We start from the raw sequence: 20,813 nt of genomic DNA, 5'->3' as shown, positions 1-20,813 counted from the left end.
TAATTGCAGCTATGATATTCTTTGTAAATTAGTATTCTATTTTTCAAAATGCTCTATATTGCTTAAATGATATTGGTGCAGCACTTGCACGAAACCTGTAATCAGCAGCCAAAGCAGAGGTACTGTAACCGGAAGCAATACAAACGTATATACAGTTCCAGCAAGGAAAGTCTGGCCTACAAGAATTGTTTCCATACCGCCTCTTACTATATATTCTCCTATCAGTGTGCCAATAGTTCCTGTATATAAGCTGATTAAGAATGCAGAAACAAAACTGATGATCCATACTTTTTTCTTGGAGATTTTATGGATTTTAGAAAAGTAGGAACCCAATAGAGCGAACGTTAAAATAAAAGGTAAGAGAATTGCGATGAAAAGCCAGCTTTCACCTAAAAAAGAACTTCCACCTCCAGCTGCAGTTTTTGCACCTCCAGTTAACAATAAGGCTGAAAGAGCTGAAAAGATTCCTCCATAGAAAATACCGAACATAACTGCTTTAAAGGTTTTCATTGGATCACCCTTTTCTTCTAAAAAATTTATTTGTTATAAGATGGTTCACTGGGTAAAGAGATAAGCAAATTTGTGATAATGAACTTCTGACATTAGAAAAAAGAATATGAGAGGATTACGTGGCAATTGGCAAATCAAGCACTCATAATCGAAATGACGCATTTACAATACCACTCTGTTTTACATTAGGACGTTTTTGAAAGAAATAAGTTACATTAATTGTAAAACATAGAGTTGTTATTAAATTTCAAACTACCTGTTTTTATAAAAGAAACGAACCATTCAATTTTTCTTTACTACTTCAAACGGTGCAGCGACTGGTCCGAAGACCGCCCGATATTCGCCTGGAGCCAGGTCATGCTTTAACTCACTAGTTGGACAACTTAGCGCAGAAGTCTGTCCAGCAGAATGAATGATTCCTTGTTCCGTAACCGGACCTTCACGGTAAGGAACTTCATACCAAATGTCATCTACTTTTTTTTGTATATGAAGACGGATTCCACTAGTTAGATCTTCTTCGCTTTCGTTATGAATCAATAGAGTAATTCTTTCAGCCGAAGTTGAATATTGTTCCTTTTCTGTTTCGGCAGTAATGCCACCATGTGAAATGGGGATTTCCTGATCACGGGCTTTTTCGGTAAGACTGGAACTTTGACAAGCTACTAAGAAAAGAATGAAAGCAACTATATAGAAGTAAAATAAATAATTTTTCTTCAAAGAATGACCTCCTGTATATTTCTTATATTCCTTAGGTGTTAGCATGTTTTGCGGATTGAAAGTTACACCGTAATTTTTCGTAAAAATATGACTCAAGATATTTACATAATAACCAGTCTAAAAATACTTTCTAATCTGAACGGCATTTGTAATAGTCACACCAGCTAACACAAAAAGCCATAGATAAAGTAGTTTTGGGTTTGTTTCAAAATTGTTCACGAGTAACAAAGAAACTGGAACCAGAAAGAAAATTATTCCCATTAGAATCGAATTCTTTCCCTGCTGTTTTTTGTATCCTTCTTTGTCAGTCACCTTGTCAACTTTTCCTGTAAAACTCCACATCATCAGTCTTTCAGCTTTGTCGGTTAAATAGGCATATCCCATTAGAAAAAATAAAACAGAAAGAACGATTAGTACAAAACTTAGAAATCCCAACAACAAGAAAAACTCCTTTCGTAAACTTTACTCAAAAACCGATTTCTTCTCTGCCAAATCGAACAAGTAACTTTCCTTTTCACACTGCAGCAAGAGTTTAGATCCGCGTCCACTGACACGGATTGGGATTATTTTGTTCCCCTCAGTATTCGTGAAACTGAGTTCTTTCACTTTATGATACGCTGCACCTGTCCGCTTAGCTAAATGAAAAACTCCATTGTGGTGGCTTGTATCATCGGACAGCAGGGAATCATCATCCATGGCAAAAGCGGAAAGGTAGAGGGGGACTTCTTCATTCATGTAATAAGTCGTTTTCCCGTTTTTTCTGATTCCTATCTGGGAATCCCATACCCCGCAACTAAACCATACTTCTTCATCTGAAGGTACATTCAGTCCCAGGCAGTCCATGACAAAATGCTTGTCTGGCTGTTCGTATGTGTCGATGATTTCCCCGAATTCATTCCAATTGATCAGTCCGTGTTTACCAATGGGGTCATCCCATCCGCGACCACCGAACACGCCTTCATCAAAATACCCGGTCCAAATCTTTTTGTTTGCTGTTGCAGAAAGCTGTTCAATTCCGTCTCCCAGGCAAAATGAGCGGACGAAATTTCCTTTTGTATCGAAGATTCTCGCGTTTTCGTCTGCTTCTCCATTTTCATATTTCGTGGCTCTCGCACACACAAGAAGGAGCTGATCATTGCCCAGAGGTTGGATATAGCGATAATTCCAAGGTTGCTGACGGATGGGAATGACCGTCTTTTCCCCGTTAGCGAGCAGAACGACTTTGTAATCGATGAATTCTGCGGTTTTGCTTTGCGGAAACATTCCATCAATCAGTTCGGGATCCGAAGTTGCCAGCAGCAGGCAGATCTCGTCACCCGGACCGAGTGATGCGTTCCGAAGTGCATAGCCGGTCAGTTCATCCTGCAAAACCGCCTGTGGTTCAAGTGTGATCGTTTCGTGTCTTGTCATCATTTCCAGCTCCTTTTTGTTCCGGAAGGAATGAACTTATTGTTTCTCCTGTAGTATCGAAATGAAATATGTTCTTTCATCCATAAGGTATCACTAGATTGATGGTATTCAGGCTTTTTTAAGAAGCTCGTTATCCATAAGAATTAGAACGTTTTCGTTAAAGAGATGTTTCAGGTTATATATTCGTAAACCACTCAAGGATCGCTCATAGAAATTCTATAAAAGAAGTGAAAAGAAGAATTTACTTATTCCTATGATTTTTTACCTTCGAGCTAACATACGGTAACCTTAGTAGTGTTACGGATACCTTTCTTGTTCAACTTTTCGGAATCCTATATCCTTGTTGTACGAGGACAACGAGACGTGTTTTTACCGATTATAAGGGCATCGAATAAGTGTACATACAAAAGTTCTCCGCTGCAACGAAGGGGTTGATCAAAATGGAGGAAGAGCTGAAAGCGGCATTGAAGTTGCGCCGCGAAGGCGAAGTGGTGGAATCGAACCGTCTTCTCGCAGAGCTTGTCAAGCAGTATCCGAAACATGCGATGCTGCATTATGAGTGCGCGTGGGGCTGCGATATTTTAGCTGATGAAGAAGCAATTCGTTATTACGAGCGAGCGCTTGAACTTGGACTGCCCCATAAGGAAGCGATAAATGCCTATGCTCAAATCGGCTCGTTGCACCGGCTGCAAGGACGGCTTACAGAATCCAGGGAAGTATTGAAGAAAGGGATGAATCGGTATGAGCAGGCCGGTCTGCTGAAAGCATTCTATGCGTTCACCATATACGACTTGGGAAACCCGGGAGAGGCGATGCGTTGGATGAAAGAGGCTCTTTTCGATTCCACGATGAACCCAGACATTTGGCTGAACCGTCAAGCAATCAATTACCACGGAAACAGACTGGAGTTTCCTCAGAACAAGAAAAATCCTGCTCCATCTAACTGTACTGAAATTAAAACTGCAGAAGATGAAAAGACCATTGTGGAGAAAGTGGAAGATGTACTGAAAGTTTTTGAGCCGACGTATTTTCACGGCGCGTGGGTATTCGAGTTTGACCGCTATGATCTGCACTTCACGGATCCGGACGATGAAACCCGGCGGGCGGCAGTGGCTGCTTTCGCGATGATGGTCGGGATATGGGAGACTGGAAGTGCCCATTCGTTCACGCCGCAGCATGAGCGGAAGTTTGATGGGGCCTTTGATCCGAACAAATCTTACTTTGAACTCCATAACTTTATCAGTGCTTTTTATGCAAATCTCCCCTCTATTCAGCAGGAGTTTCCAGTCATGACGGCATATATTATTGATTCCTTGGATGCGATTGATGTAAGGAGTAAAATTGGGCTGGAACTGAAATTCCCGGAAATGGATCCATCGCTATTCAAGGAGTTCCGGAAAGAGGTTCTTCTGCCGAACCGGCAACCGAAGAAAAGGCTTCCTCCACTGGAAGATTTTCTTGAGGAAATTGGATGGAATCTTTCATACAGATGTTGGTAAGTCTTTTTCAATAGTACAAGAAAGCTAAACTTGACGGAGCGGGAATGCTGGAGATTTATAGGGGTTGAGGATAAGGATTTAATAAAGAATTAAGGAGGCCCTTTGTAACAAACAAAGAAAGTTTTCGTCTAATTTGTTACAGTAAAAATATTCAGGGGGCAAACAATGAAAATAATGAGGTTAGTTTTAATGTTACTTCTATTTACACTCGTTTTATATGGCTGTGACCAACCCACAAACGATGTTGGAGAGGTAAAAGTGTATACCGAATTAGGCGAATTCGTTGGAATAATTGAAAGTGAGTCCTTTATGGTTGAAATAAAATTAGAAGGCGAAATTATTAAATTTGATACTACTTCTATGATTTGGGGAGAAATCAAAGAGCTAGAAAAAGGAGAAAAAGTAAAAGTTACTTTTAGTGTCCCACAAAATTTTGCAGGACACCACTTTCTCGAAAAGATCGAGCCTATTTAAATTTAGAGAACATTCCTTTCGATTAGCAGGTATTATTAAATTGGCTGGTAGGTAAAGTAGACAATAATCAAAAAACAGAACTTCCATCTAATTGGAGGTTCTATTTTTTCCATTTAATTAGGGAAAAATAATTCAGCACTATGTTAAAATTACATTATTCAACATTTCTGGTAATTTTAATAATATAAAATTATCAGCATATTTTTATGGAGTGTAAAGAATGTTTAAAATCTAATTAATTTTGTGAATGTCTTCTTTGTGGTTTTACTAGTTTTCCCAGGATAAAACTTCTTTCGGGTATTTAATCAAGTAACAGTGGCTGGATCAGTGACATTGATTTACTTCTTTCATGTTTCAATCCCTCTAAGGTATCCAATAATCTCCATTCTGAATAATAAAGTGCTTAGGATAAAGAGAAGCATCTTAACAATTATTTTTACAATTCGAATGTAAAAGCAGAGGAATTGAATTACATTCGATTTTTATTTAAGACAACTATGGAGGAGGGAACGTATTGAAATATAAGAAGAGCATCATCGTATCTATTATATTGATCTGTTTAGTAATTGGATCATTTATAAATTTTAAATTGAAAGAACTAAATAATTTTACAGAACCTTACGCCAAAATCAGTGTTGCTGTTTTGGAGGAGGAGACGGCTGCTCTACAGGAGGATCTCTTCCAAATTATTGAAGAGAAAAGAGTGGAGCAAGACACGTTAGAAGATATTGCCCAAAGCTTGGAAAGTTTGAATGGGAAAACGAGGGAACTGAATGGCTATTTGAACTTTAAGAGAATGTCTGATGTACCCGAGTTTAAGTTCCAATTCGAAGTATACAGGGAAGAAGTTCTTAGAACTGCCAATTCAGAAGAATTATATACAGGAGAACAAATCCGATTAGGCGATCATGAAGAACTTTTGAATTTCTTTAGGGAGTTCGAAACCAGAATAGGAAAACTACATATGATAGTAGCCCAAGGAGTAACGTTGGAAAATGATCTGAATCCGGCTTATGACGTTGATGGTTTATTGCATGACTATTATGAAGAAGTAATTTCAGCTGAAGGGGCTATACAGTAGTATCGGTGAGCGAGCGTACTAAAAGTCTCCCGCAAAAAACTGTCAAGTATACCGACTGAAGCTGAAGGTTTAAAAGAGGATAAATCTGTAATTCCATATATCCTTCGCGGTAAGGTGATTCACAAAATTTAAACCGACAAATACAATCAGGTATGAGTAGCAGAACTACTTTTAGAAAAGGAAACAAATTGAAGGGAAAGGCGGAGAGTTTCATGTTGGATGAAGTTCTCGAGCAGTTGGGAGTACAAACACTAGCAATAAATGAGGTCGAAGATTCCTATAGTTCAAACGTGTATAAATGTAAATTACTTAATGGTAAGAATGTCTATGTGAAAATCCCTTATACAAAAGAGAAATACCAGCGAGAATTGGAAGCGTATGAAATCTTAAAGGGGAAAGTTTCAATTCCGGAAATGTTAGCTCACTGGTCTGGTAATGAGGAATGTCCAGGCGCATTTTTGCTATCTGAATTAAAAGGAAAGCCGTTAACACTACAAGCTTCATCAGCAGTAGCCTTTCAAGTCGGAGTATTACATGCTACGCTGCACAACATTCAGCCAACAGCTAAGAACGAGTCAAAGAGTATAGAGAATGAATTTTCTAACTGGTTAAATTTTGTTGAAACCCAATTTTACAATTTTGCTGAAGATGTAAGAGAGATTATAGACGCACATTTGTATGATCGAAGCATAGCGAAATTTAATGAAATGAAACAACGGCTTCCTTCTCCAGATGGTCCAAGCTTTCTCCATATGGATTTTCGTCCGGCCAATATCATTGTGGATAAGGATAACGTTTCGGGCATAATCGACTTTGAAAGTGTGCAATTTGGTTCAACAGAAGTTGATTTCACCAAACTGTATCGTGATTTTCTATGCTTTGATACGAATTTATACCAGTCCTATCAAGATGGCTATAAAAGTATCAGACCCTTAATCGACATGGACGCTGTGTTGCCATTTTATCAATTTACTGATGCCTTCAATAGTATTGGCTGGTGCAAGCGTCGTGGTGCTGAAAAAAACGCCTCATTTCTCAACGAGAATTTAACTATCTTGAAAAAAATCTTAGGGTAAAACGGCTTTTGAATCATCGGTATCGTTTTCTGCCATCTGACTGCACGCTGATTAAAAGCATGTAAAAATTAAAAAGTGGCAATAACTATAAAAACCATGCTTAAGGATGGGGGATTCCATGAAAAGGATTGCTTTGATTGGCTCAGGAGGATCTGGTAAGTCAACTCTTGCTCGTGAGATGGGTTCGAAGTTGAATATAGAGGTATATCACTTGGATGCCCTTTTTTGGAAACCGAACTGGCAACCAACTTCGAAAGAAGAACAAAGAAAAGTTCAACACCAGTTAGTAAAGAAAGCAGAATGGATTATTGACGGGAATTATAACGGAACCATGGATATTCGATTAAATGCGGCAGACACTGTAATATTCCTAGATTTTAATCGTACCCTTTGTACATATCGGGCATTGAAACGGATGGTACAATACCGTAACAGAAAAAGACCTGATATGGCAGAAGGTGTAGAAGAAAGGTTCGATTTAAATTTTATTAAATGGATCTGGAATTACCCTAAAACAATAAGACCTATCGTTCTGCAGAGACTAGAGAAACTGCCAAAAGATAAAGCAATCATTATTTTAAAGTCGCCGAAAGAAGCTCAGCATTTTTTAGACACTATCTAAGTCTAGACTGAAAAAGTGCAAGAATTTAAATAAAATTTAACTGTTAGCTTTTAGTAGGAAGGAAAGATATGAAGAAGCGACAATAAAAGAACTAGGATAGCTGGATAAGTAAGCAATTAACTCTTTGGAAAGGGGTGGGTCAAATAGAAACAACACTCATTATCTTGCGTGGAAATTCGGGGAGTGGCAAAACAACCATAGCGAAAAGGCTGCAACATCATTTTGGAGAAGGGACTCTTTTGGTTTCGCAAGACATGGTCCGACGAGAAATGTTGATGGTTCGTGATCGAGAAGGAAACATTTCGCAAGAGTTAATCAGGCAAATTACCGAATACGGCAAAGGAAAATGTAATTTTGTCATTTTGGAAGGAATTTTTGTAAAACAGCGTTATAAAGAGATGCTGGAAGGCTTGATTCGTTTTTATGAGGGAAATGCCTATATCTATTATTTTGATTTATCTTTTAAGAGTACAGTCGAACGCCATAATTCGCGCCCTCAAGCAGAGGAATTTGGGGAAGAGTCGTTGCGTTCCTGGTGGAGCCCCAACGATCAGCTTGGCGTAGAATGCGAAAAGATGCTAACTGAAGAGATGACTCAAAAAGATATACTCGACTTGATTTGTACTCAAGTAGAAGTGTAATCTCGACCGTTTGTTATTTATTTTTCCTAGAATCATGAAGTTGTCTTTTAGAACTTACTATTGAATCGGATTTATTCACCTACATAGGAAGAAATTTAAGTTTACATATCCTCAGATTATCAGAAGCTGATTGAAGACAGAGGGAGAGAAGAGGCGAATACTACGCAGATACTGCCCCATCTGGTCTCTTTGCTGAATGATTGGAGTAACTTTTTGAAGGGTTTTTTGTTCTAAAAGCGAAGGGTAAAGAAATGGACAAAGATCGAGTCGTCGGCTAAGAGAACGACTTCTCTGGTGGAATACCAAAATCGGTAATATGTGAAGGGGGACACAAAAGGGTTTCTGCAAATGAAAGTATTATAAATTCAATTAATTTTCATTGGAAGTTGAGAAGGAAAAGAGATTGGTACATAACATACTAATCCGGTTAATTTTTCTCGAAATTGCCATCTCAGACAGAGAGCATACCCAAAGTACTTGTAACAAGCAGACAAAAGTTCGAGGAGGGGGTAGACTTTGGTATTTTTATTTGACGTCTTATTTATCCTGCTTATAGTTGGAATGGCAATATTTTTTGGGACAACGAGACATAGAGAAGATGATAAAGAGGAAGTAAGGAAACTGAAAGAAGAAGTGCGCCAACTTCGCGAAGAACAGGAAAAGCTCAAGCGTGAGAAAGAGAATTGATTTGAATCTTACCATGCAACTCGTTGGTTCCGACGTTTTACAAGAGGATTCAAATAGCTATTCAGTTAACATATTGCTAGACTTAGGTGAATATCATTTTGGAGAGTGCTAAGTACAAAACTATCCGAAAGAAATCACAATTTCAAGGTAAAAAGATGTTAGAAAAATCGGTGTACAGCGAAAACAGGAATGGATTCTTCCTATAAGTAATTCTGAATAAAAAGAAGCCGCGGTCCTGAATAGAAACGCGGCTTCTTTTTAATCGTAAATGTCTTTGCGGTGGCCAACATCAATAACGGTGATGACAATCTCTTCGTCCTCAATCAGCGCAAGGATCCGATAATCGCCAACACGGTAACGCCACTTTCCTTTATGGTTAGCGACCAACGGTTTCCCTTGAGAACGGGGATCTGAGCTGTTCACTAAGTTCTTCTCGATCCAACCGATCAATAAAGACGCTTGGTATCGATCCATCTTCTTCAACTTCTTTAATGCCACATCTGAAAAACGAACGGTATACATGTTTGCTTATAAACCCAATTCTTTTTTGACGTCTTCAAGAGAATGGGTTTTCTCCATACTATCGAGTACACGGTCAAAGTTCTCTAAATCAATTTCATCCTCAATTTTTTCAATAATAGCATTTCTCATTAAATCGGAAACAGACGTCTTTTTGAGTTTAGCATAATCACGAATCAGCTTGCTGTCGCGCTCATCAACCCGTAATGATATAGTCGCCATGTAAAAACCTCCTCAGATTCTTTGTAATACATTGTAATACATAATTTTGGTTTTGTAAAATTAAATACATTTTTTGCTGGAACACAGCAAAGTAGGAGCAGTTCAAATGAAAGCAGTCAGGAATGATATATATATAAATCATTTTTTCCTTATTCCACTGCTGGATTCGAGACAGCTCCCAGGAAGAGAATAGTGCTTGTTTCTGTGTCTTCGATGGCAACGAAAAACGGTCGGTTGACTTCCAAAGTGAAGTGTTCTGGCTGTTCGCTGGATACTGCGATTGCAACTTCTGTCACGGCTGCCGCTTCCGTACCTTTTTCATCCACTTTGAGTGCCGTTTTCTGCTTGACGTGACTGATCTGGCCGCTGCCTTGCTCGTACATATTCGACAAGTCGGAAGCGCCGAATGCGGTTTCCATGCCAAGCGCCATCAACGCGTCGTTTAGCTGTATCTCATATTCCATCTCAAATTTTGGCAGCGATACCAATCCTTCTCCCGTGTTGAAGGACCGGCGCCAGTTGTTCCAGTTATCAGGCGTCAAGGCAGTTTTAAATTCTTCAAGTGAAGAATGTTCTTTCGGAAGAAATACATACATGCTGGCTTCCCAGTCGCCATAAGGGAGAGCCACTGCCTGGAACTGGTCATTCTCCATATAGCTCCAGTGTTGCTCCATCTTCATGAACGGCATGTCGACAGTTGTCCCATCTGCCAGATGGAATGGTTGCTCTTCGGTGTTTTTTTCCTCGAACGGTGTGTGCCACTTACCATTGAAATAAACCGCATTCAATAGAATCGTCTTCAGATTTTTGGGCAGCGGTTTCTCCACCATTTTCTCGATCATGCCGTTTGTTGAATCCTTCACCCAGCCATTGATCAAGTCGGCAGATTCAGGATCACTCACATCGATCTTTTCAGTCTTGGCATTGAAGTAATCCTGCGTATTTTGGGCAAATTCCGGTTGGAAGTCGTATGACTGATTCAACCAGATGGAATTTGAAATAGCGAGCTGAACGCTGTCGGAATTTCCGGCCAGCATCATCGAAAGCGATGCGTTCGCTTTGTTCATTTCATCGGGTGAAATCGTAGCATGAAGCACATCCGCAATTTCCGCTTTTGTGTCGCCAGCTGCGCCGTTGTACAGCATGGACAGTGCCATATACAGGCTCAATGGAGATACGAACATATTGCCGTAATCATCCGCCGGCACTTGCGCTATCAGATCCATTCCCAGCTGATTATTCGCATTGACGATTTTCTTGTAATCCTCTTGTCCATACTCGACATCTTCTGCAATCACCAAACTCTTCACGTCTCCGCCAGTTTCAGGATTTGCCTGCTGTGTTGCCGTATTACAGGCAGTCAGGCCAAAAACCAGTCCGGCCATCATCAAAATTTTCAATGTTTGATTCATATGGCAGCCCTCCCCGTTTACCACATTAGACTGGGCACAAGTGGAAAAGTTTCAAAATAGATGAAATCGTTTTAGGGTGAATGATTTTATTGAGTAAAGAAAAACATGAATACAGTCACAGACCTAATATATAAATCTTAATATACAATTAAAAAAGTGGTAAAAAGAAGAGTGAACCGATCCCGTACCGTACGGGTTTTGTTCACTCTACTTGATGTTCTATTTTACCGGATTCTCAATCGACCCCATGAACAAAATCACACCGGTTTCTTCATCGGTAATCGCAAAGAAGAACGGCCGGTTTACGTTCATTTCAAACGGTGGTTCTGCGGGTCCAGATTCTTCGACCATTATTGAAGTGGCCGCTGCTGCTTCCGTTCCTTTTTCGTTCACGTCGATATAGCTTTTCTGTTTCACTTCACTGATGAACAAACCGCTGCTTTCCTCAAACATATTTGATAAGTCAACACTGCTGAAGGCTGTCTCCATGCCGAGTCGCTGCAAAGTATTATTTAAATTCACTTCATACTCCAATTCGAATTTCGGCAGCATCACAGTACCTTCCTTCGCCTTGAATTCTGTTAGCCACGCGGCCCATTTTTCTTCACTCATCGATGCTTTGAATTTGTCGAGAGAAGAATCTTCAGCCGGCAGAAATACATGCATGTTCATTTCGCCTTCTCCATACGGAAGCGACACTGCCTGAAAGTTTTTTGTTTCCAGGTAAGAAAGCTCACTGCGTAATGTCATGAGCGGCACGTCTGCTGTTGAACCGTCAGACAAGTAGAAAGGCTGTTCTTCTGTTAATTCCTCGGAAAAAGGAAACTGCCAGCTTCCATTAAAGTAAATCGCATTCAGCAGCATGGTCACCAAACTGCCGGGCAGCGGCTTGGAAGCCATTTCTTCAATTTTGCCATTGGTTGCATCACTGACCCAAGCATTGATCAAATCCGCTGAAGCCGGATCCATTACATCAATCGCTTCGATTTTCGCATTGTATTAATCCTGGCTGCTTTTCGTAAAATCCCCCAGAAACTCATAATTGTCTTTCACCCAGATGGAATTGGCGATATTCAATTCAATGTCCTCTGAATCACTGGACAGCATCGAGATGAGTGAGGCATTTGCTTTGTTCATTTCTTCAGGGGAAAGCCCTTCCGCTTCCAGCACGTCCGCAATTTCATCTTTCGTCACGCCGGCCGCTCCGTTATAGACCATCGCGAGCGCCATGTATAAACTTGTTGGCGACACGAAGATATTTTCGTCTTCCACGCTGGATAAATCTTTCAGCATCTTCATGCCAAGTTTGTTGCTTGCGTCCGCAATCAATTCATAATCCATCTCCCCGTACTCAATGTCATTTCCAATTTCCATGCTGGGGGTTTCTGTTTTGTCCGTTCCGGTGGAGTTGGCTGCATCTTGTGTCGTACCGCAGCCCGCAACTCCTGCCATCAGTCCGAAGATAATGAATGACTGTAAGGTTTTTTGCATCTGTAGCCCTCCTTTACTGCATCAGACTGGAAAAGAGATGGAAAAGTTACAGGTTTATTAATGATAGGGCAGGACATGGCAGAAAGAATTGTTCGTAAAATCCTTAGAAAGGCAATCCAGCCGCAGAGGAGATTGTTCCCATTTCTCTGCCGCATGTTGATTTAACTTATGTAATTTAAAAGAGATGTAAATCCAATTCTTTCTTCCTGCTCAACTCGTTATTATTTGAACGCAAGGTTAATTTCCCTTTGAACTTTCAAACTTTTCTTATTTATTCCATTAATATGGGTTTTATAAAATGTTATCTATAGTACAATAAAAGTATATGCGATGGGAATTAATGTAACAATTGTCGGATAAAGAATGGAGAACCGGCTATAGATTATGGGAGGCGGCTGAAATGAAGAAGAATGATGTAGAATCAGGAGAATTGTTGCCAGATTCGCCGGAGAAGTTTGCCAAGGATAATAGAAATGAACTTTTGTATTTGATGTGTGATTTAGAGATATTGGACCGCGATATACTCGTAAGAAGATTTTTCCAGGGGATGGAGAACGAAGAGATTGCCAGGCATATGGGCTTGAAGGAAGCGGCTGTCGCTGAACGGATTGCCTACGCAATTGGTTTGCGGAATGACTGGGTGGTCTCATAAGGTAAATGGAAGGATTTTATTCAGGAAGCTGTGATATTGGAAAATATCACAGCTTATTTTCATTTCGGTCTCTTTTTGAATGACATCTATTATCGTGCTGAATGTTGCAAAACAAAAAATGAAAAGAAAAGAGGGCGAAGACATGCATATTGAACAAGTCACAATGGCTACCATCCATTCAGTCGTTCCGTTATTCGATGCGTATAGACAATTTACTGAACAGCCGACAGATGTACAGGCTGTAAAAGAGTTTTTGGAAGAGCGGGTCTCAAAAGAGGAGTCGATTATTTTCATCGCTTTGATCAATGAGGAGCCGGCCGGATTTGTGCAGCTCTACCCAACATTTTCATCAGTCGCGTTGCAAAGAGCTTACATTCTGAATGATTTATATGTCGATCAAAATTTTCGACAGCAAGGCATCGGGAGAAGACTAATAGAGCGGTGCTATGAGTATTGCAAAGAAAAAGAAGCCCGTTATCTCACACTCGAAACAGCGAAGGACAATAAAAAAGCACAGAAATTGTATGAACAGATGGGCATGGAGCAAGAAGAGATGCTTCATTACTCAAAATACTGGGCGAATGATATATGAGGTTCAAATGTAGGATGTTGAATTTCTGAAAATATTTTTTGTCAGTAGTTTGAGCATGTCGGTGGTTCGTTTGCTGTCAGCTGATTGCTTAGATCTTAAAGCAGTTCTTCTGTTTGGCTGGACTGTAAATTTTTGTAACGCATTGATCTCCGGCTAAAGAATACGAACAGCAAGGTTACCGACTAGCTATCGTTGTTTCAGAAGAAAATGTACATAAAGAGACCAATTTAACATTTTCCGAAAGAAGTCTCCCTCTTCAAGCGTGTAACGGGCGAAGCCCAGCGATAAGGGGGAGATGAATTTCGGTTGGTGGTAGCCAACATGGTTTTTCGTTCTCTTTCCGGATATAATTAAATAAAGAAAGTGAGGTGATTTGATATGGCGAACAGAGCGTACAAATTCCGTCTGTACCCGACAAACGAGCAGGAACAGCTTCTGCTGAAAACATTCGGGTGCGTCCGTTTCGTGTACAACAAAATGCTTGCTGAACGAAAGGAGACCTACGAGAAGTTCAAGGACAACAAGGAGTTGCTGAAACAGCAGAAATTCCCGACCCCCGCCAAATACAAAACGGAGTTTGAATGGCTCAAAGAAGTAGACAGCCTGGCACTCGCCAACGCTCAACTGAACCTCCAAAAAGCGTATACGAACTTCTTTGCGGGCCGTGCGAAATTCCCGAAGTTCAAAAGCCGAAAAGCGAAGCAGACCTTCACCACAAATCGGGTCAATGGAAACATTCAGCTTTCGGACCGCCACATCAAATTGCCGAAACTTGGACTTGTCAAGCTGAATCAGCATCGGGAAGTTCCTTCGCACCACACCATCAAGTCGTGTACCGTTTCCCGCTCCGCCACCGGAAAGTATCACATTTCCATCCTGACTGAATATAACTGCGAACCCGTACCAAAAGAAATCAAGGAAATGGTCGGGCTCGACTTTGCGATGAATGGTCTGTATGTCGAAAGCGAACAGGGTGAGAAAGCCAATTACCCCCGTTTCTACCGGCAGACACAGCAGAAGCTGGCAAAGGAGCAGAACGTTCTTTCACGCAAAACGAAAGGTTCTGCCCGTTATGAAAAGCAGCGGATCAAAGTCGCCAAACTGCATGAGAAAACCGCCAACCAACGGAAGGATTTTCTGCATAAGAAGTCGTTTCAGTTGGCCCAAAAGTATGACGCAGTCGTGATCGAAGACCTTGACATGAAAGGCATGTCGCAAGCACTCAACTACGGAAAAAGCGTGGCCGATAATGGATGGGGAATGTTCTCGGCTTTCCTCCACTACAAATTAGGCGAACAAGGGAAGAAACTGGTCAAAATCAACAAATGGTTCCCTTCGACAAAGACCTGTTCGAGTTGTGGTCAAAGAAGAGACATGCCATTGTCGGAACGCACCTTCTCTTGCGTGTGTGGATTTGTTTCCGACAGGGACTGGAACGCCGCCATCAACATCAAGAACGAAGGCCGCTTGCTGTTGGGGTTATCCTGAAAACAAGAACTCGTGGAACACGAGGGATAGCTCGGTCCGTTTTCGTCAGCTGGTAAAAGTGGCGATAAGTCGAGAAGCCCCCACTTCAAAATCTGAAAGATTTAAGTGGTGGGTAGTTCACACTTGTGAGCGTCAATGGCGACGAAGTCTACGAATTTCCTGATGAGTTTATCCTCCGTTCCGGTCACAGCGTGAATATTACGTCCGGCCCGAACGCCGTTCACAATCCACCGGAAAGCTTGAAGTGGACAGAGACTTCAGTCTGGGAAGACAGCGGAGATCCGGCGAAATTATATGAGCCAGGTGATTTTCTTCTGGTGGAAACGCCATGACTGGAAAAGTAGATCTCACGGATTTTAATTTAGTGTATGAAAACAGCCGCTTTTCCTGAATTACGATGACTCAGGGGTAGCGGCTGTTGTTTAGTTAAATCTTTTTTTTGCAATTTAATTTACCGTATAAAAGTCGATCTTAATAATTTCCTGCGTATGCACTGAAAACGCGTCGAAAAATCTATACAAATTGCTTTATTATTCAATGTATGAAAATATAGAATTCGAAAAGGCTTTTTGTACATTAAACTAAGAAATTGAATTTTAGAAATTGAAGGGATATGTCAAAATGGACCATAACGTAACCATTTTAATATGTGATGATAATATTGCCGTCCACGAAAGTATTGATGCTTATCTCCAATCTGAAGGCATGAATAGTGTATCTGCTTACGATGGAGAGCTAGCACTCCAGCTCCTAAAAGAAAACCACTTCGACTTAGTGGTACTTGATATCATGATGCCTGGAATTTTCGGCACCGAAGTCTGCAGGGAAATACGTAAAACCAGTGATATTCCGATTCTTATGCTCAGTGCAAGAAGTGAAGAAGTGGACCGGATTGTCGGGCTGGAAATTGGGGCCGATGATTACATCACCAAGCCTTTTTCTCCCCGAGAGGTCGTGGTAAGAATCAAAACCATTTTGAAAAGGGTACAGCCGAAAAAAGAAATCTCCAATTACTTGAAAGCCGGCAACCTTTCCATTGATGTGGACGGATATGAGGCACGCATCGATGGTCAGGAAATCGAGTTGACCGCAAAAGAGTTGGAGCTTTTGGTGTTTCTGATCAGAAATGCCGGAAAAGTCGTCAATCGTGAAGAGTTGCTGTATAAAGTTTGGGGATATGATTATACCGGTGACACCCGCACCGTCGATACGATAATTAAACGAATCCGTCAAAAAATTAGTAAATCCGCCCCTGACTTTTCCATAAAGTCCATATACGGAGTAGGCTACAAATTTGAGGTAAATGTATGAAGCGGTTATTTTCAAGCAAACTGTGGATTGCGTTTGTCATCTTGGCCATCTTTATATCCGGCCAGTTGCTGGGGGCTTTTGCAATTAAACATTACTTTATCGAATCCAAAATTGAAGAACTTCAACCGTCTCTCTCGCTGATCGGAGAAGAGGTGGCGGACGGTGAAAAAATAAGTAGAACCAATGATTTTCTAATAAAAGCCTATGATGTTCATGGGCAGGAAATCGATGTCTATTCCGATGATCTTGCCCGGTCGTCTTCTGATGACGCAAAAGTAAACGAAAAACTAACTTCGCATTTGCCAAAAATCATCAGCGGCAAAACCGATGCGGAAATCAGGGAAGTGCCGGGTTATTCGTCCCAAGCTATCATCATCGGCCAGCCGCTTATCCAAGACAATAAAGTGACTGGCGGCATTTATCTGCTGAAAGAGGCCCGTGCCTATCAGGCGGCACTGAATGGTTTTTATCTGGTTTTCTTTGTGACATTGGCGGTCGGAACTCTCATCATCTTGGTTTTTCTGTGGACATTCATCAAGGAAAAAAACCAGCTTGAGCAAATGCGCAAAGACTATGTTGCCAATATCAGCCATGAGCTGAAATCACCGCTTGCGTCCATCAAAGCTTTGACGGAAACCTTGTCTGACCATGTGGTGACGGATCCGCAGAAAATCGATCAATACTACAGCATCATTTTGAGGGAAAGTGCCCGGCTTGAAAAGCTGATTGCTGATTTGCTGGAGTTATCCAGGCTGCAGCATAAAAAAACAGCTTTTACAAAAACGAAGGTTGATACAAACGAAGTCATCAAAGAAGTGACAGAGCCTTTTGCCATTTTGGCGGATGAGATGGATCTCCAATTTCATATTACCGACCAGGCGAAAAATCTTCCGGCCACCTATTCAAACAAAGACCGGATCATCCAAGTCCTGACGATTTTATTGGACAATGCGTTTAAATTTACGCCGGTACAAGGCAATGTGACGATTGATGCCAAAGTGACGGGGAGAAAAGCGGGAATTATAGTATCCGATGATGGCCCTGGAATTTCCAAAGAGATTCTTCCGAAAATTTTCGGCCGTTTCAACAAAGAGGATCTTTCGCATACAAGTGTCGGCAGCGGCCTTGGGCTTTCCATTGCGTTTGAAATCATGGAACAGCTTGGGGAGAATATCAGTGTTGAAAGCCAAACAGATTCAGGAACCACATTTACGATCACTCTTAAAAGAGCATAAACTTTCCGGCAGAAAAACGTGCGTTTTGCATCGTTTTTCTGCCATTTTTGTGCCACATTGTTTTGCTATGATCAGTTCATAGTAAAGAACAAACAAAAAAAATAGGAGTGATTCAAAATGAAAAAATCAACATCAACCATTTTGTCTATGTCTCTCGCGTCCATCTTATTGGCAGGCTGTTCAGCAGATGATATCGAAGAAGCAACATCAGAAGCTGGCGATACAATAGAAACGACTGAAACAGCCCAGGCAGCAGAAACGAAGCAGCAGTCTGCTGAGTCAGAGGCAATTGATACCTCATTCATCGCCAATAAGCATTTGGATGTAAAGTACGGCGGTCCATGGGAAACGCAAAAGCTCGATATTTATTTGCCGAATGAAGGAGAAGGGCCCTTCCCGGTTATTGTCGCGATCCATGGTGGCGGGTTTATGCAGGGAGATAAAACAGGGGCCGATATCGCGCCTATGATCGAAGGAGTCAATCGTGGATATGCGGTCGTGTCGGTCAATTACCGGCTGTCGAACGAAGCGCTTTTTCCTGCAGCGATCAGTGATGTAAAAGCGGCGATCCGCCATGTGAAAGCAAATGCGGAAGAATACAACTTGGATGCTGAAAAAATAGCGGTTTGGGGAGGTAGTGCAGGCGGTCATTTAGCGGCATTGGCTGGAACAAGTGGAGATGATGATTCGTTGAACGGTGAATATACCGAAAACATCCATCACTCTTCTGAAGTGCAAGCGGTTGTGGATTGGTACGGTCAGATCGACTTCCTGGAAATTGATGCACAGTTTGCCGAATCGGGAATTACCCCGAAATTGGGTGAGCGAAGCACAGATGACTCTCCGGAAAGCAAGTATTTGGGCCGGAACATTACTGAGAAAGTGGAGGAAGTGAAAAAAGCGAATCCAGAGACGTACATTACCGAAAATGATCCAGCCTTTTTGATCCAGCATGGAACGGCTGATCCAAACGTGCCGGTGCAGCAATCGGTTGATTTCGCCGAAAAATTAAAAGATGTTTTAGGGGAAGAAAAAGTGGAACTTACGCTTTTTGAAGGCGCTGTCCACGGCGGGGAACCGTTTAACTCAGTGGAAAACCTTGAAGAGGTATTTGACTTTCTTGATCGTATATTAAAATAAACTCATGCGGGTGGCAATTTTGCTGCCCGTCTTTTCTTGATTAGCAGTTGTTGGCTTCTGTAATATAATAAACCATAGAAGTTATGTAGCTATAATTACTCTTTAGTTTACATATCATTGGTTGTCGGCATCATAAAGAAGAACCAAGTGGCTATTCACGCAAGAGGGTCTTCTGTATAGTACTGCAGAATATTTTTGATTTTCGTTACCGGAAGCGTTGCGGGTTTTTAAATTTTAATTTCCTTCTGGTGGAAACGCCATGACTGGAAAGAATAGATTCGCCAGCTTTTAACTTACTGCATGAAAACAATTGCTTTTCCTGAATCACGATGACTCAGGGGTAGCGAATTCAACAGGGACCAATCATTAGGATTGGTCTATTTGCATGCTTACATTTCTTTTTATTATTCGATTCTATGTATGGATGCGCTCAGTCAATTCAATTAGTAGAAATCGTTTAAAAAAGATTGAATTTTCATACAATTAGTAGGTATCTAAGTATTCCAGCTGCAACTATACTCATTTCATAACCTATCAAAATATTCGAAAACATTTTGATAGCGCTTTCAAAATGAAGGGAGATTTTAAACAATGAAAAGTTTAAATGTACTTCAAAAAACGCAGAACAGAGAAGAGCTTTTGAAAAAAGCCAAAGAGCTCGGGGAACTTGCCGAAGAACATGCGCTTCAAGCAGATCTTGATGCCCAATTGCCTGATGTTGTGATTGAAAAGATGAAAGAATCCGAATTCCATAAGTTACTCCGTCCCAAAGCTTATGGTGGCCAGGAATTGGATTTCCATACTTTTGGAGATATTATACGGACGGTTGCGAATTACAGTGTGCCAGCAGCGTGGATTACTTATTTTGCCATCATTCACGAAATATGGCCTGCATTTTTGCCAGATGGAATCTTATGGCGCAGGTACCATCTATGTGGTGGATTCTGCAGGCGCATTGACGATGGACGATACAAGGCACAGAATTTCTTTATTCAAAGAGAAGCTGAGTGCACAAACAATCATTGGTTTCCATGGCCACAACAATCTTTCACTGGGTGTGGCGAATTCCATTGTGGCAATTGAAGAAGGCGCCGATCGAATTGATGCCAGCCTGGCCGGTATGGGCGCTGGTGCAGGCAACACGGCCACTGAGCAACTTATCGCCGTGATGAACAGGATGGATATTCCGCATAACCTTGATCTGTATAAAGCAATGGATGCAGCTGAAAATGTGATGAAGCCGATGATGGAACGGCCCATTCAAATCGATCGTTTATCCCTGACATTGGGCTATACAGGCGTTTACTCCAGTTTCCTGCTCTTTGCAGAAAGAGCCGGGAAAGAGTATGGTGTAGACGCTAGAGATATACTGACCAAAATTTCAGAGATGGGTGCTGTCGGTGGTCAGGAAGATTGGATCATTGGAGTGGCGCAGGAGTTAGCCAAGGAAAAACAGGTGAATTAAGTTTCTGTCACTTTAAAATGACCCCATACGGAATACAAGGTATTAATATAGAACGAACATGGAAGAGGAGAGGCTTATATAGCCATCTTCTCTTTTTTAATTGCATACAAAAAGATCCTGCAAGTTTTGATTATTAAACTTTTGTAAATTTTGCAGAATCCTTTACTCCCAGGAACGATGATGTGGTATCTTCCTGTTATCGGAACACAATATCAATAACCAATAGTGATGGATTTCAATAAGTTGGGAGGGAGGAAATGGAGGATAAAGTGCTCCGCAAACTGTTTTTGGGATTTATCCATATTCATGTGTTGCACCATGCAAAAGAACAGCCGATCTTTGGTTCTTGGATGATCGAGGAATTGAAAAGACATGGCTACACGATCGGCCCGGGAACCCTTTATCCGATTCTGCATTCGATGGAATCTGACGGGTTGCTGATCAGGGAAGAGCGGAATGTGGAAGGAAAGATCAGAAAATACTACAGCATTACCGAAAAAGGGGAATATGTTCTTCTCGAAGCACAAAAGAAGGCATATGAACTGTTCAAAGAAATCAAAGACTGATAA

At 41.2% G+C, this 20,813-nt stretch carries 23 protein-coding genes and 1 pseudogene; 16 read left to right on the top strand and 8 right to left on the bottom strand.

Annotation, left to right across the window (positions count from 1 at the left end):
* Window positions 1-36: 36 nt before the first annotated feature.
* The 4 genes from EEX84_RS16570 to EEX84_RS02415 form a co-directional block, all read right to left on the bottom strand.
* The gene (locus EEX84_RS16570; protein WP_192892899.1) at window positions 37-510 is read right to left on the bottom strand and encodes a hypothetical protein; all 474 of its coding nucleotides are present in this window, start codon (window positions 508-510) and stop codon (window positions 37-39) included.
* Window positions 511-792: 282 nt separating this feature from the next.
* On the bottom strand, window positions 793-1,227 hold the full coding sequence (locus EEX84_RS02425) for an immunoglobulin-like domain-containing protein (RefSeq protein ID WP_123163970.1): 435 nt from the start codon (window positions 1,225-1,227) through the stop codon (window positions 793-795).
* A gap of 117 nt (window positions 1,228-1,344) precedes the next feature.
* A complete protein-coding gene (locus tag EEX84_RS02420; protein WP_123163969.1) occupies window positions 1,345-1,665 on the bottom strand; it encodes a DUF3784 domain-containing protein in 321 nt (106 codons plus the stop codon).
* A 24-nt stretch (window positions 1,666-1,689) separates the two neighbouring features.
* Entirely contained in the window at window positions 1,690-2,637 is a 948-nt protein-coding gene (locus EEX84_RS02415; RefSeq protein WP_123163968.1) for a hypothetical protein, read from the bottom strand.
* Between the two features lie 440 nt (window positions 2,638-3,077).
* Here EEX84_RS02415 and EEX84_RS02410 point away from each other — a divergent pair, with 440 nt between their 5' ends.
* The 7 genes from EEX84_RS02410 to EEX84_RS16470 all read left to right on the top strand — a co-directional run bounded on the left by EEX84_RS02410 (window position 3,078) and on the right by EEX84_RS16470 (window position 8,717).
* On the top strand, window positions 3,078-4,136 hold the full coding sequence (locus EEX84_RS02410; protein ID WP_123163967.1) for a tetratricopeptide repeat protein: 1,059 nt from the start codon (window positions 3,078-3,080) through the stop codon (window positions 4,134-4,136).
* A gap of 165 nt (window positions 4,137-4,301) precedes the next feature.
* Window positions 4,302-4,610, top strand: coding sequence for a hypothetical protein (locus EEX84_RS02405; RefSeq protein ID WP_123163966.1), 309 nt, complete (start codon window positions 4,302-4,304; stop codon window positions 4,608-4,610).
* Window positions 4,611-5,124: 514 nt separating this feature from the next.
* Entirely contained in the window at window positions 5,125-5,691 is a 567-nt protein-coding gene (locus EEX84_RS02400; protein WP_123163965.1) for a hypothetical protein, read from the top strand.
* Between the two features lie 212 nt (window positions 5,692-5,903).
* Complete coding sequence (locus tag EEX84_RS02395) at window positions 5,904-6,767, top strand: aminoglycoside phosphotransferase family protein (protein ID WP_123164045.1); 864 nt, start codon at window positions 5,904-5,906, stop codon at window positions 6,765-6,767.
* Window positions 6,768-6,885: 118 nt separating this feature from the next.
* Window positions 6,886-7,389: a DNA topology modulation protein gene (locus EEX84_RS02390; protein ID WP_123163964.1), complete on the top strand. Its 504-nt coding sequence runs from the start codon at window positions 6,886-6,888 to the stop codon at window positions 7,387-7,389.
* Between the two features lie 143 nt (window positions 7,390-7,532).
* Entirely contained in the window at window positions 7,533-8,030 is a 498-nt protein-coding gene (locus EEX84_RS02385; protein ID WP_192892908.1) for a kinase, read from the top strand.
* A 516-nt stretch (window positions 8,031-8,546) separates the two neighbouring features.
* A complete protein-coding gene (locus EEX84_RS16470; RefSeq protein WP_158599061.1) occupies window positions 8,547-8,717 on the top strand; it encodes a hypothetical protein in 171 nt (56 codons plus the stop codon).
* A gap of 258 nt (window positions 8,718-8,975) precedes the next feature.
* Here EEX84_RS16470 and EEX84_RS02380 read toward each other — a convergent pair whose 3' ends face one another.
* From EEX84_RS02380 to EEX84_RS02365, 4 genes and pseudogenes are all read right to left on the bottom strand, one after another.
* The gene (locus tag EEX84_RS02380) at window positions 8,976-9,239 is read right to left on the bottom strand and encodes a type II toxin-antitoxin system RelE family toxin (protein ID WP_123163962.1); all 264 of its coding nucleotides are present in this window, start codon (window positions 9,237-9,239) and stop codon (window positions 8,976-8,978) included.
* Between the two features lie 6 nt (window positions 9,240-9,245).
* Entirely contained in the window at window positions 9,246-9,458 is a 213-nt protein-coding gene (gene relB, locus EEX84_RS02375; RefSeq protein ID WP_123163961.1) for a type II toxin-antitoxin system RelB family antitoxin, read from the bottom strand.
* Between the two features lie 149 nt (window positions 9,459-9,607).
* The gene (locus EEX84_RS02370) at window positions 9,608-10,870 is read right to left on the bottom strand and encodes a serpin family protein (protein WP_123163960.1); all 1,263 of its coding nucleotides are present in this window, start codon (window positions 10,868-10,870) and stop codon (window positions 9,608-9,610) included.
* A 219-nt stretch (window positions 10,871-11,089) separates the two neighbouring features.
* Window positions 11,090-12,211: pseudogene (locus tag EEX84_RS02365) on the bottom strand (serpin family protein).
* A gap of 550 nt (window positions 12,212-12,761) precedes the next feature.
* Between EEX84_RS02365 and EEX84_RS02355 the strand changes: the two are divergent.
* The 9 genes from EEX84_RS02355 to EEX84_RS02310 all read left to right on the top strand — a co-directional run bounded on the left by EEX84_RS02355 (window position 12,762) and on the right by EEX84_RS02310 (window position 20,810).
* Complete coding sequence (locus tag EEX84_RS02355; protein WP_123163957.1) at window positions 12,762-13,013, top strand: sigma factor-like helix-turn-helix DNA-binding protein; 252 nt, start codon at window positions 12,762-12,764, stop codon at window positions 13,011-13,013.
* Window positions 13,014-13,155: 142 nt separating this feature from the next.
* A complete protein-coding gene (locus tag EEX84_RS02350; RefSeq protein WP_123163956.1) occupies window positions 13,156-13,605 on the top strand; it encodes a GNAT family N-acetyltransferase in 450 nt (149 codons plus the stop codon).
* 378 nt (window positions 13,606-13,983) lie between these two features.
* A complete protein-coding gene (locus tag EEX84_RS02345) occupies window positions 13,984-15,093 on the top strand; it encodes an RNA-guided endonuclease TnpB family protein (RefSeq protein ID WP_123163955.1) in 1,110 nt (369 codons plus the stop codon).
* Between the two features lie 125 nt (window positions 15,094-15,218).
* Complete coding sequence (locus tag EEX84_RS02340; RefSeq protein WP_123163954.1) at window positions 15,219-15,425, top strand: hypothetical protein; 207 nt, start codon at window positions 15,219-15,221, stop codon at window positions 15,423-15,425.
* Window positions 15,426-15,714: 289 nt separating this feature from the next.
* On the top strand, window positions 15,715-16,404 hold the full coding sequence (locus tag EEX84_RS02335) for a response regulator transcription factor (protein ID WP_123163953.1): 690 nt from the start codon (window positions 15,715-15,717) through the stop codon (window positions 16,402-16,404).
* On the top strand, window positions 16,401-17,639 hold the full coding sequence (locus EEX84_RS02330; RefSeq protein WP_123163952.1) for a sensor histidine kinase: 1,239 nt from the start codon (window positions 16,401-16,403) through the stop codon (window positions 17,637-17,639). The genes EEX84_RS02335 and EEX84_RS02330 overlap by 4 nt, the downstream gene beginning before the upstream one ends.
* Before the next feature lie 117 nt (window positions 17,640-17,756).
* Window positions 17,757-18,779 (top strand): alpha/beta hydrolase, encoded by a 1,023-nt coding sequence (locus EEX84_RS02325; protein WP_240033898.1) that lies wholly within the window; start codon window positions 17,757-17,759, stop codon window positions 18,777-18,779.
* A 775-nt stretch (window positions 18,780-19,554) separates the two neighbouring features.
* Window positions 19,555-20,244: a hypothetical protein gene (locus EEX84_RS02315; protein ID WP_338048362.1), complete on the top strand. Its 690-nt coding sequence runs from the start codon at window positions 19,555-19,557 to the stop codon at window positions 20,242-20,244.
* Window positions 20,245-20,501: 257 nt separating this feature from the next.
* On the top strand, window positions 20,502-20,810 hold the full coding sequence (locus EEX84_RS02310) for a PadR family transcriptional regulator (RefSeq protein ID WP_123163951.1): 309 nt from the start codon (window positions 20,502-20,504) through the stop codon (window positions 20,808-20,810).
* Window positions 20,811-20,813 lie beyond the last annotated feature (3 nt).

It is taken from the genome of Planococcus salinus, from assembly GCF_003719725.1.
Taxonomy (GTDB): domain Bacteria; phylum Bacillota; class Bacilli; order Bacillales_A; family Planococcaceae; genus Planococcus; species Planococcus salinus.
This window is presented reverse-complemented; position numbering and strand designations above follow the sequence as displayed.

Coding starts and splice junctions, on each gene's coding strand:
- EEX84_RS16570 (WP_192892899.1), bottom strand. CDS start 510: ATGAAAACCTTTAAAGCAGTTATGTTCGGTATTTTCTATGGAGGAATC.
- EEX84_RS02415 (WP_123163968.1), bottom strand. CDS start 2,637: ATGACAAGACACGAAACGATCACACTTGAACCACAGGCGGTTTTGCAG.
- EEX84_RS02410 (WP_123163967.1), top strand. CDS start 3,078: ATGGAGGAAGAGCTGAAAGCGGCATTGAAGTTGCGCCGCGAAGGCGAA.
- EEX84_RS02405 (WP_123163966.1), top strand. CDS start 4,302: ATGAAAATAATGAGGTTAGTTTTAATGTTACTTCTATTTACACTCGTT.
- EEX84_RS02395 (WP_123164045.1), top strand. CDS start 5,904: ATGTTGGATGAAGTTCTCGAGCAGTTGGGAGTACAAACACTAGCAATA.
- EEX84_RS02390 (WP_123163964.1), top strand. CDS start 6,886: ATGAAAAGGATTGCTTTGATTGGCTCAGGAGGATCTGGTAAGTCAACT.
- EEX84_RS02380 (WP_123163962.1), bottom strand. CDS start 9,239: ATGTATACCGTTCGTTTTTCAGATGTGGCATTAAAGAAGTTGAAGAAG.
- relB (WP_123163961.1), bottom strand. CDS start 9,458: ATGGCGACTATATCATTACGGGTTGATGAGCGCGACAGCAAGCTGATT.
- EEX84_RS02370 (WP_123163960.1), bottom strand. CDS start 10,870: ATGAATCAAACATTGAAAATTTTGATGATGGCCGGACTGGTTTTTGGC.
- EEX84_RS02355 (WP_123163957.1), top strand. CDS start 12,762: ATGAAGAAGAATGATGTAGAATCAGGAGAATTGTTGCCAGATTCGCCG.
- EEX84_RS02350 (WP_123163956.1), top strand. CDS start 13,156: ATGCATATTGAACAAGTCACAATGGCTACCATCCATTCAGTCGTTCCG.
- EEX84_RS02345 (WP_123163955.1), top strand. CDS start 13,984: ATGGCGAACAGAGCGTACAAATTCCGTCTGTACCCGACAAACGAGCAG.
- EEX84_RS02335 (WP_123163953.1), top strand. CDS start 15,715: ATGGACCATAACGTAACCATTTTAATATGTGATGATAATATTGCCGTC.
- EEX84_RS02330 (WP_123163952.1), top strand. CDS start 16,401: ATGAAGCGGTTATTTTCAAGCAAACTGTGGATTGCGTTTGTCATCTTG.
- EEX84_RS02325 (WP_240033898.1), top strand. CDS start 17,757: ATGAAAAAATCAACATCAACCATTTTGTCTATGTCTCTCGCGTCCATC.
- EEX84_RS02315 (WP_338048362.1), top strand. CDS start 19,555: ATGGTGGCCAGGAATTGGATTTCCATACTTTTGGAGATATTATACGGA.
- EEX84_RS02310 (WP_123163951.1), top strand. CDS start 20,502: ATGGAGGATAAAGTGCTCCGCAAACTGTTTTTGGGATTTATCCATATT.